The 11,011-nt window shown below is 61.1% G+C and carries 8 protein-coding genes; 7 read left to right on the forward strand and 1 reads right to left on the reverse strand.

The window, feature by feature from the left end; translation table 11 throughout:
• Positions 1 to 19: 19 nt before the first annotated feature.
• The 6 genes from ACH2EH_RS16180 to ACH2EH_RS16205 are packed head-to-tail and all read left to right on the forward strand — an operon-like array spanning position 20 to position 8,135.
• Entirely contained in the window at positions 20 to 658 is a 639-nt protein-coding gene (locus tag ACH2EH_RS16180; protein ID WP_395143149.1) for a carbonic anhydrase, read from the forward strand.
• Positions 659 to 662: 4 nt separating this feature from the next.
• On the forward strand, positions 663 to 1,895 hold the full coding sequence (locus tag ACH2EH_RS16185) for a sensor histidine kinase (RefSeq protein WP_395143150.1): 1,233 nt from the start codon (positions 663 to 665) through the stop codon (positions 1,893 to 1,895).
• Complete coding sequence (locus ACH2EH_RS16190) at positions 1,892 to 2,623, forward strand: LytR/AlgR family response regulator transcription factor (RefSeq protein WP_395143152.1); 732 nt, start codon at positions 1,892 to 1,894, stop codon at positions 2,621 to 2,623. Before ACH2EH_RS16185 ends, ACH2EH_RS16190 begins: the two co-directional genes overlap by 4 nt.
• Before the next feature lie 5 nt (positions 2,624 to 2,628).
• A complete protein-coding gene (locus ACH2EH_RS16195; protein ID WP_395143154.1) occupies positions 2,629 to 5,451 on the forward strand; it encodes a DUF2309 domain-containing protein in 2,823 nt (940 codons plus the stop codon).
• Positions 5,452 to 5,476: 25 nt separating this feature from the next.
• Positions 5,477 to 6,763: a proton-conducting transporter membrane subunit gene (locus ACH2EH_RS16200; RefSeq protein WP_395143156.1), complete on the forward strand. Its 1,287-nt coding sequence runs from the start codon at positions 5,477 to 5,479 to the stop codon at positions 6,761 to 6,763.
• Positions 6,756 to 8,135: a proton-conducting transporter membrane subunit gene (locus ACH2EH_RS16205; protein WP_395143158.1), complete on the forward strand. Its 1,380-nt coding sequence runs from the start codon at positions 6,756 to 6,758 to the stop codon at positions 8,133 to 8,135. Before ACH2EH_RS16200 ends, ACH2EH_RS16205 begins: the two co-directional genes overlap by 8 nt.
• Here ACH2EH_RS16205 and ACH2EH_RS16210 read toward each other — a convergent pair.
• On the reverse strand, positions 8,104 to 10,758 hold the full coding sequence (locus ACH2EH_RS16210) for an ATP-binding protein (RefSeq protein WP_395143160.1): 2,655 nt from the start codon (positions 10,756 to 10,758) through the stop codon (positions 8,104 to 8,106). The genes ACH2EH_RS16205 and ACH2EH_RS16210 overlap by 32 nt on opposite strands.
• 39 nt (positions 10,759 to 10,797) lie before the next feature.
• Here ACH2EH_RS16210 and ACH2EH_RS16215 point away from each other — a divergent pair.
• On the forward strand, positions 10,798 to 11,011 hold a 214-nt coding region (locus ACH2EH_RS16215), incomplete at its 3' end, for a hypothetical protein (RefSeq protein ID WP_395143162.1).

Raw genomic sequence — 11,011 nt, forward strand, 5'->3', positions numbered from 1 at the left:
AAATTGGAAAAATCAAATCATGCAAAAACTAATTGACGGCGTTCACTACTTTCAGAATGTGGGCTTTCAGCAGCAGCAAGCGCTCTTCGAGCGGCTTGCTGGGGGCCAGAATCCCGAGGCGTGCTTTATCACCTGTGCGGACTCGCGCATTGATCCGAACCTCATTACCAACGCCAAGCCCGGTCAGCTCTTTATCGTGCGCAATGCGGGCAACGTGGTTCCCTGCTATGGCACTTCTAACAATGGCGAGCTTGCCGCCGTGGAGTTTGCCGTCGGGGTGCTAGGTGTGAAAGATATTATTGTCTGTGGACACACCCACTGCGGCGCTATGAAAGGCGTTCTCAACCCGGACTCGCTCAACTCGCTCCCAACGCTGAAGAAATGGCTGTCGCACTGTGACTCGACGGCGGAGATCATCAAAGATCACTATACGCATCTCTCCGGGGAAGAGCTGACTACGGCTACTGCCGAAGAGAACGTTCTGGTGCAGCTTGAGCATCTACGAACACTGCCGATTATTGCCAGCCGCGCGTCTCGTGGGCAGATTAACCTGCATGGCTGGATGTATAAGTTTGAGACAGGCGAGGTCTTTGTCTACGATAGTGCGGTTGGGCAGTTTGCCAAGCTCAGTGGGGACAACAGCTTAGGGATAAAGTAGTGCTGTGAACATAAACCCGGAGGCGCTGGACGAGTTCCTCAAGAGCACCTGCGTTATTGTGGTGTTCGCCTATCTACTGACGCGCAAGCCACTGCAAGCGATTGGGCGGCTTGGAGTGCTCTTTGGGCTTGTCGGACTGGTGGAGCTCTGGGTGGCACGGGAGCGCTCACCGTACGATACTTACACCCTGATTATTACCTTTGTGGCCTTGCGCTTTGGGGCACGCATCGGGGGAATCGCCGCGCTGATCGTTGGACTGGGGGCACCTCTCTTTCTCCACGAAGAAGCTTTGATGCGGACATGGGTTGCGCTGGCAATGAGCCTTGGAGCTGGCTCTATTGTCCGGCGCACGTTCCCAGCCAATAAAACAATCCTGGCGTGTGTGCTTGCGATTATTCTTGCGGAGCTGGGAGCGATTCTGGCACGGACGCTGCTACACAGTCAGGGAGAGATCGTTTTTTCGCTAGAGCTTGCTGTCCTCAAAGTTGCGGCCAATGGCCTCGGGGCGCTCTTGCTCCAGATGGTGCTCAGCGATGCCGAGGCGCGCCAGCGCTCCGAGTGGCTACGGCTGGAAGTAGAGCGGAGCCGCACCCGCCTCGTCGAGTCGCAGCTCGCGGCGCTTCAAGCGCGAGTGCATCCGCATTTTCTATTCAATGCCCTGACCTCGATTGCTGCGCTCTGCCGGATTGCGCCGCTGAAAGCCGAGAAAGCCGTCGTGCAGCTTGGGCAGCTCATGCGGCGTGCCCTGGAGAGTATGCCTCGGAGCTTGACCCCACTACGCGATGAGCTGGATGCTGTCACGGGCTACTTGGAGCTGGAGGCACTGCGGCTGGGCAAGCGGCTCTGCGTGGAGCAAGAGGTCGCGCCTGAGTGTTTAGGCGCACTGGTGCCACCGTTTGTGCTCCAGACTCTAGTGGAGAACGCGATCTTGCACGGAATCGGGCCACGCCTGGAGCCTGCGGTGCTGCGGATTCGGATCGTGCAGCGCAAGCGAGGGACTCTGGTTTGTGTGGCCGACAGTGGCCTGGGGATGGAGCCCGAGCGGCTCGCACACGCCCGAAGCACCTGGAGCGCGGAGGGTGGCGGCAGGCCTCACGGACTCCAGATCGCCAACGAGCAGCTCGTCTTGCTTCTGGGGCGATCTGCTCGGCTGCGCTTGTTCTCCTGTCCGAATCAGGGCACGCTGGCGGTGTTTACCGTGCCACGGATTTTGGGTGAGACACGAGGAAACCCTTGAAAGCTTTGATTGTGGACGACGAGCCCCTGGCTCGTGCCTACTTACGCCAGCTCCTAGAGGAGCAGGACGTGCGTGTGCTGGGCGAGGCGGAGAGCGCGACGCAGGCACTTCAGCTTAACGAGGATCTCCAGCCCGATATTCTCTTCTTAGATATTCAGATGCCAGGGCTCACCGGGCTTCAGCTCGCGGCTGCACTGCGTCAGAGCTGCCCAAGCGTCTTGATTGTCTTTGTGACGGGCTACTCCGAGCACGCCGTTACTGCCTTTGAGCACGCGGCGCTAGATTATCTGGTCAAGCCCGTGGCAAGTACCCGCCTCGCCCTGACACTTGCGCGTGCCCAAGAGCGTTTGGGAAGTAGTGCGGAGCCCGAGATCGAGCTGCCACTCATACCACTCAAGCGCTTGCCCATCCGTCAGGACTACTCGGTGCTTCTGCCGCGGGTCGAGGAAGTGCGCTGCGCCGTGGCGCAAGACAAGCGGGTTGTTGTGTATCTGGCCGACGGTGAGTACAAGACCTACTACACGCTCAGTCAGCTAGAGCGCCTCTTGCCCTCTGAGCTGTTTTTGCGCGTCCACGACTCGTGCATTTTGAATTTAGAGGCCGTCGAGGAGCTGCTTTATCTGGGAAGTCACTCGTATGGCGTGCGCCTGCGAGGCGGGCAGCAGCTCTCCGTCAGCCGCACACGCTTTGCTCTGTTACAAGAAAAACTGGGAGTTACTCCAAGATGAATGCAATGAATCAAGTACAGAAAACACAAGCCAACACACTAACGGCAGCGCTCGCACACGCGGCGCACTTACTTCCGATGCAGGGGCCGATTGGGGTCTTTATTCATCACAACACGCTCCACGCCTTCCAGCATCTGCCCTTTGAGACCGCCGTTCTGGAGGCATCGAAAGTCTTTGGGACGGCGGCGTACATGAGCGAGGCACAGTTTCGCAAAGAACTCCAGCGGGGGCGCATTCAAGAAGAAGATATTGAAGCCGTACTCGCTGCTGAGCCTTATGCGGAGGTCTGGCCGGGGAAGCTCACGCGAAGCGCACTGCGCCGGAGCCTGATGCTCACTCCCAAACGGCTCCTGACGGCACAGAACCTGGACTGGGCGATTGAGGAAGAGGGCCTCCTGGCAGGAGAGTCCGCTCGTTCCCTCTTTTTAGCCTGTGAGTCACGGCTGGTTGCCGAAGCGGCGGTGCAGCCCGTTACTCCAACGCGCCCTCGCGATGGCATTCTCGCCTGGACGGGCACCGATATTGACGAGGTGATTCATCCCTGGCTGATTCGCTTCTGCTCGGTGTTTGTGGACCAGGGGCTCTCTGACTGGGCGCTACCCAACCGCGACGAGGGGTTTTACGCCGCCGTGCATGCGCTGCTCAGTGCGCCCGGACTTCTGGAGCCAGAGCTTTTAGTGGGGATCCAGCGTGCCTTTCGGGCGCACCAAGGCACGCCAGAAGAGCTTGTGCGAGAGACTTTGGAGCATTTTTCGGTTCCCGAGGCGCAGTGGGAGGCATTTCTGACGGCGGAGCTACTGGCGCTCCCCGGCTGGGCCGGGCTGATCTATCGTTTAGAGGAGCAGCCTGAGCTTGCTCCCTACACGCCGGTGAAAGCCTCGCTCATGGAGTATCTGGCGGTGCGCTTGACGCTGGTCAAAGTGGCGGCGAAGAATGCCTGGCGGGGGCAACCTGGCGCAGCAAGTACCCAGTGGCGGAAAATTTCCCCGGATCTACCCCCTCAAAAACAGACCCTGCGTCTGCGTGCCGCTCAGCTCTTTGATGCCGCTTCGCGCCTCGGGCTGAGCGCCGCCTCGCTTTCTGGAGACGCATTTGAGCCCTGGCGTACGGAGGTCGAAGCGTTTTCTGAGCACGAGTGCTGCCGCTTGTTCCATCTGGCCTACGAGCGCCGCCACGAGCAAGAGATTCTCAAGCCCCTTCGTCAGCACCGCCGCACGCTTGATCTGAGTGCGCCCCGTCCGCGCCCTGTGGCGCAGGTGGTGTTTTGTATTGACGAGCGTGAGGAGTCTATGCGCCGCGCTTTAGAGGAACTTGACCCGGAGATCGAGACACTGGGGGCTGCGGGATTCTTTGGGGTTGCCGTGCACTTTCAGGGGCTCGATGATGCTCACGGGGTGCCGCTCTGCCCCGTGGTGGTGCAGCCGCAGCACGCCGTTTTTGAGGTGCCGCACGAGGGCGAGCAAGAGACTCATCTGCTCCGCCAGAGCCGCCGTCGGCGGTGGGCCGCGCTGGCACACGCCGCATCGCGGGGCTCACGCACGCTGGTGCGGGGCGTGGTGGGAAGTGTCGGGTGGGGAGTCTTTGCGCTGGTTCCTCTCCTCACCCGTGTGCTGGCACCACGAACCGCAGGAAAGGTGCGACGGCGGCTGGAAAACGCACTTCTGCCCACACCCCTGACCGAGCTTGCGCTTCTTCGTGAGAGTGAGGAGCTGATTCACGGGCTGCTTCCGGGCTTCTCCGTGGACGAAAAAGCGGCGCGTGTGGGCGGAATGCTGCGCGCGGGCGGCCTGACACGCAATCACTCTCGGCTGATTGTTCTCCTGGGCCATGGCTCCACCAGTCTCAACAATCCCCATGAGTCCGCCCACGACTGCGGTGCGTGTGGGGGGCGGCGTGGTGGCCCCAACGCCCGGCTCTTTGCCGCGATGGCAAACCATCCGCAGGTGCGCGAGAAGCTGGCGAGCGAGGGGCTTGCGATTCCTGAGGACACCTGGTTTGTCGGGGGCTACCACGACACGTGCAGCGATGAAGTCCTGCTCTTTGACACCGATAAAATCCCCACAGGCCACCAGTCGGAGTTTGAGCGGGTCCGGGCCAGCCTAGAGGCGGCGCGGGCGGGCAATGCCCTGGAGCGCTCCCGTCGCTTTGAGGCCGCCGAGGGCGATGTCACGCCCGAGGCAGCACTCCGGCATGTTCAGGCCCGCTCGGAGCACTTGGCGGAGCCGCGCCCGGAGTACGGCCATGCCACCAACGCCGTCTGTGTGGTGGGGCGTCGCGCTGTCACACGGGGCCTGTTTCTGGATCGTCGCGCGTTTTTGGTGAGCTATGACTCCACCCAGGATGAACTCAACAATAGCCTCGCGGCGCTTCTGGGAGCGGCGGGGCCGGTCTGTGCGGGGATCAACTTGGAGTATTATTTCTCGTTTGTGGACAACGAGCGCTACGGCTCTGGTACAAAACTTCCGCACAATGTGACGGGTTTAGTGGGAGTGATGAATGGCCACGCCAGTGATCTGCGAACGGGCCTGCCCTGGCAGATGGTTGAAGTGCACGAGCCTGTTCGGCTGCTGATGGTCGTGGAGACAACCCCAGAGCGGCTGATGGACGCCGTGCGCCGTAGTGCGCTTGTCACGGAGCTGGTGGAGAACCGCTGGATTCGCCTTGCGACGCTAGACCCTGAGAGTGGGGACGTTGCGCTCTACCAAAATGGGCAGTTTATCGTTTTGGATGAGCGAGAGACCCCTCTGCCAGAAGTGACCTCGTCGGTGGAGTGGTTTGGTGGCAAGCTACATCACCTCCCGATGGCAAAGATCACGGGAATTAAATGACACTCACGGGGATTAAATGACACTAATGACACTTCTAACGGCACTTTTGTGTGGGATCGTGGCCGTGCCAGGGGTGAGCTTTCTTTCCCTGGGCCTGGCTTGGCTTCTGGGCTGGGAGCCTCCCGAAAAGACGGTCACCAAGCTGACGGCACTCTGCTACGGAACCTGCACGACTCTTGCGCTCGCGCTCGCTCTTGGGATGGCAATTACGGGACAGCACCGAGTTGTCGCGGAGCTGGGGAGCTGGTTTGTGGTGCACGACTATCGCTTCCCACTCCGGCTTCTGGCCGACTCCGTCTCGCTTCCGTTTCAGCTCCTAGGCGCAGTTCTTGTGGGAGTTGTCGGGCGCTTCTCCGGGAGCTACATCCACCGAGATCCAGGCTTCTTTCGATTTTTTCTGCTTTTGCATCTCTTTGGTTTTGGGATATTGTTGCTTTTTTCGGCGGCAACTTTCGACGTGGTGATCGGCGGCTGGGAGCTGGTGGGGCTGACGAGTGTGATGCTGATTGCCTTCTTCCAGCATAGAGATGAGCCGGTGAAGAACGCGCTCCGTGCCTTTGCTACCTACCGAACGTGTGATATTGGCCTGTTAGTGGGAGTGGTCTTGCTACACGGACAGACGGGCTCGGCGGGATTTGAGGCGCTCTCACAAGTCCATGCGGGCGAGGCGACTCTGCTCGGGTTGCTCTTTCTTCTGGCGGCGATGGGCAAGGGGGCGCAGGTGCCGTTCTCGGGCTGGCTTCCGAGGGCTATGGAAGGGCCGACGCCCTCCACGGCGATTTTTTACGGGGCGCTCTCGGTGCATGCGGGGGCCTACTTGCTGCTCCGTGCACAGCCGCTCCTACAAGAGTCTCGCCTCGCGGCAGGAATCGTGGTGGCTGTTGGGCTGGCGACGGCACTGCATGGCACGCTGGCAGGGCGCGCCGCCGCCGACACCAAAACCGGGCTGGCCCACGCCTCGCTCACCCAGCTCGGGCTGGTCTTTGCTGAGCTCGGGATGGGCTGGACGACACTGGCGCTCTGGCATATCGTCGGCCACGCCGCCGTGCGAACCCTGGAGTTCCTGCGCGCTCCCTCCATGCTCCACGACTACCACCACGTCCACGCAGCGGCAGGCGGTGCGCTGAGCACGTCCGGGGAACACTACAAAAAGCTGCTTCCTGAGTCCGTGCGGCGCTGGTTCTACCGCCTCGCGCTCGACCGAGGGCACCTCGACACCATTGTTGAGCGTTTCTTAATCGGGCCGGTGCTGCGCCTTGCGACAGGGCTACAGCGCTCGGGCGGAAAGAATACGGAAAATACCCATGAATGACCCGCTACGCTTTCCCTGGCTGAGTGCCAGCCTCCTTGTTTTGGTGATCGCCGCGCTTCTGACCTGGCGCAGTACGAATATCCAGAGAGCACGCCGGGTTGCTGTCGCCGGGCTACTCGTCGCGCTCCTGCCTCTCTTGCTGGCCTACACGGATGTGCTCCGCGTAGGAGAGTACCACCCGGAGCCTTGGAGCAGTGGGTTTCGGCTCGATGCACTGAGTGCGCCACCTCTCTCGCTTCTGGTGGCACTGGCTCTTGGTGTTTGTATTGCCGCACCTCGCCGCATGGTCTCGCCCCGCTGGCTCTCGGGGATACTCCTGATCACCGCCACGACTCAGATGGCCTACGCCACCGAGAGTCCTGTCATACTTGCACTGGGCTGGGGCGGGTCTCTGGTTCCGTTTCTAGTGCCAGGCTTCTTTGTGGAGACACTGCCACGCTTTACAAAAGCCACACTGCTGGCAAGCACGGTGTGCCTGGTCGCGGGGCTGGTTCTGACAAACGCCGCACCAACCCTCGCCTTCGGGTTCTTTCTTGCTGCCATTTTCCTGCGCAAGGGGCTCTGGCCAGTACATGGCTCTATCGTCGCCGCCTACGAGAACGGCCCGCTCCTGCCTTTTGCGCTCTTGGTAAACGGGCACCTCGGGGGATTTCTGGTGACACACCAGGTCATCCCGGCACTGCCCGAACCCGCCCGTCAGCTTCTTCCTGTGCTGGGACTCATCGCGCTGATCACCTCGGCGTACACCGCGCTGCTCGCTCTGGTGGAGCGCAAGCCTCGGCGCTTGCTTGCCTTTCTTGCGATCAGCCAGGCATCGTTTATTCTCACAGGGCTCACCAGCCATAGCACAGAGGGCATTGCCGGGGCGCTCATCCACTGGCAGGTAGTGGCGGTCTCGACGACGGTTCTTGCTATTATTATCGCGGGTCTAGAGGCTCGGGTAGGAGAGGGGCTAGACCTGCGGCGCTTCTACGGCCTTGGGGCGGCAGCTCCTCGACTTGCCGTCTTTTTTGTGGTGTCTGGGCTAGCACTGGTGGGCCTGCCTCTGACACTGGGCTTCTGCGCGGAGGACTTGCTTCTCCACGGAACTCTCGAAACGCACGAGCTGATCGGGATCTTCCTGCCTATTGTGACGGCACTCAATGCCGTGAGCCTGCTGCGCTTTTTCGCCGCACTCTTTTTAGGGCGGCATGGAATTGAGGCGCAGGGTATGGTGGACGCACTTCCTCGGGAGCGTGTTGTACTAACCACGGCACTTCTGTTTCTGGTCGTGGGCGGAATATTCCCTGGGATATTTGTCCGGCTCCCCGCCCGCGCCGCTGAGCAGCTGACTCAGTTCATCACGCCAGCACGCGCTTTAGAGTTGCGTTAAGCTGGTCGTAAAATACCTCGCGAGTGAGCTGCTTGCCTGTTAAAAGCTCCCGCGCCAGCACCTCGGGAGTCAGTATTTCTGGGAGCGTCTGGTGAATCTTGTTACGGTCGCGCACGGCGGAACCAAAGAGATGGATGTGGTGTGTTTCGATAAGGTGGTTCGCATAGCTGAGAAAACGAGCCGCCCACTCCGGTTCTTTTAGGAGCACCAGAAGGCGGGCTGTCTCATCGCAAAGCCGACGGTCCATATCATGGGCATGACAGGAATGGAACTGTTCCGCAGACTCCTGGAGGAGCTGAGCCGCTTCTCGCAGGTCGCCGCAGTCCATCCGACAGGTCGCAACCAGGCTTAAGCTGTCTCCAATCATCATGGGCTCCGCGGCTTGGCGGCTCAAAGCCAGTCCCTCGCGGTGGCAGTGTTCTGACTCTTGGATATTGCCTTGCTCCATGGCAACAGCTCCCAGACCATGCCAGCTATTGACTGCCCAGCGCGCCTCAGGAATCGCTTCACAAGCCTTAATACCCGCCGTAAAGTGTGTCCGAGCAGCGGGAAATTCTTCCAGAGCGTAGTGGGCGATGCCCAAGTTGGTATGAAGAAGAACTTCAACAAGAGGGGGTCTCGGAGTGGGGAGACTCTGGAGTGCTGCGCTGAGTGCCCGGGTGGCGCTGGCATAGTCTCCTTCGGCGATCGCGATGGTTCCCAGGTTGCGCTGGGCCTCACCCTCCGCTGCCTGATCCCCGATTGCCTCCGCCACGCGCAGACAGCGCTCAAAGGCCTGTCGGGCGCGTGCTGTCTCGCCCTTGTAAAAATAGAGTGCGCCAAGCCCAGAAAGAGTCAGCCTGAGATCTCCTGAGGGAGGATCGGTTGGGAAGAGTGCCAGAATACGCTCCAGCATACTAATGCCCGCATCGAAGAGCCCTGCCTGTTGCCAGCGTCGGACAATCCTAGACGCAAGCTGAAGCGCGGTTGAGGGACTCTCCTTCTCCAAAAACTCCAGCGCCCCCTCGCAGTTCTCACGCTCCGCCAGCGTCTCCGCGACGCTTTGTTGCTCGATGCCGAGCAGCCACTGCGCGTGGCGGTGGCGCAGTGCCGTTCGAGTCTCTCCGAGGCACTCGGCGGCGAACTCGCGCACACTCTCCAGCATTGAGAAGCGGGGGACATCGCCAGAAAAATCTGCCGTGAGAAGTGAGTGCTCTCGCAGTCGGCTCAGCGTAAAGCTCGTGGCCGGAGCAACACTGACCATCTCTGCCGCCTCCAGGGTAAACCCTCCGCGAAATACCGAGAGCTGAGCGAAGAGTGTCGAGATCTCCGGGGGAAGTAGCTCCAGGCTCCAGCGTAGCGCGGTGCGCACCGAGAGATGTCGTGCCTCTCGATCCACGCGTCTGCCCTCGATTGCCAGTGCCGCCGTGAAGCGCTCCTGCATCTGCTTGGGCGTGAGCTGTCCCGCCCAGCTCGCTGCGAGCTCCAACGCGAGTGGCACACCTTCGAGCTGACGACACAGTGTCGCGAGTGTCTCTGCATTGCGCACCGTTAGCCCAAACTCGGGGAGGGCGGCGCGGGCACGATCGCAGAAAAGCGCGAGCGCGGCGTTTGTGGCGAGGCGCTCCAGTGGCTCGGTTGGCTGGGGGAGCGGCAGTGCGGCGATGGGAAAGACATGTTCGCCCGGAAGCCCCAATCGAATGCGCGACGTCAGCAAGAAGCGTGTGCTAGAAAGCTGCGCGAGGAAGCCGGGCAGAGCGAGCGCGGCATCGTCTATGAGCTGCTCCAAGTTGTCCAGAATGACTAAAGTCGGCTGTGCCCCCAGTCGTGCACAGACGGCCTCCAGCGCATCGCCGCTTCGGGGAAGCTCTAGAGCATCGCGCAGGCCCTCGACGATGCGCTGCGCATCGTGCGTCTCAGCAAGCGCCACGAACCAGACGCCGCCAGGAAAACGCTCCTGAAGCTGCCGCCCCGTCTCAATCGAGAGACGCGTTTTTCCCGTCCCCCCCGGCCCCGTGAGCGTTACGATGCGCAGTGTCGGGTCGGTGAGTAGCGTGGTCAAGCGCTCCCTCTCACCCTCTCGCCCAAAGAAGCGGGTGAGCGTGAGGGGAAGGTTGGTGGGGAGCACCTCTCCCCCCCGGCCCCCCTCACCTAAAGGCAAGGGGGGTGAGGGGAGGAGAGGTAATGCGCAAAGCGCCGCCTCCAGCCGCTCTTGCTCCTCGATAATCCACTCGTCGTAGTAGCCCGGCAGAAACGGCCCGGCATAGAGCCTCTGCGCCTCTGTGTTGTCTTTGCGCTTGACGGCGGCCTCAAACGCGGCGACATCGGTCGTGAGGGACTCGGGGCGGAGCTTGAGGTGTGTCCGGGTGGCGATGAGCACGGAGTTAGGGGGAGCCGGAGGAGGTTCCAATGCTTTGCGCAGGGCATTGAGGGCGACGCGTAGGCTGGCGCGGCCTTGCTCCAGATCGCTCTCGGGCCAGAAGCGCTCGATCAGCTCCTCGCGCCCGTGCTCCCGGTGCGGGTGCAGTGCCAGCCAGGCCAGAAGTGCAACGGTTTTCTGCGTGCGGAGCCGAGTGATGGTCTCGCCGGGTCGCTCTAGCTTAAACCCACCAAGAAGAGAGAGACGCCAGACAGACATAGGCATAGACAAGGGATTATATCGGATGGCGGCGAATGAAACTGCATGACTCTTGCCCGTGCGAGCTTGTTTGGCACTCTCTTGCTCTACTTTTTTCTTACCCTGACCTATGTGCTGGGGACGCCTGTGCAGGAATTCTTTCTGCCCGACTCCGTGCCGCAAACGCAGCGCAGCTCTCCTGTCGTGGCGGGACTCGGGCCCGACGAGAAAGAGTACCTGATCTATGTCCGCTCGCTTGCTGAGACGAGCCGCGTGCCCC

The organism is Armatimonas sp., from assembly GCF_043760365.1.
Classification (GTDB): Bacteria; Armatimonadota; Armatimonadia; order Armatimonadales; family Armatimonadaceae; genus Armatimonas.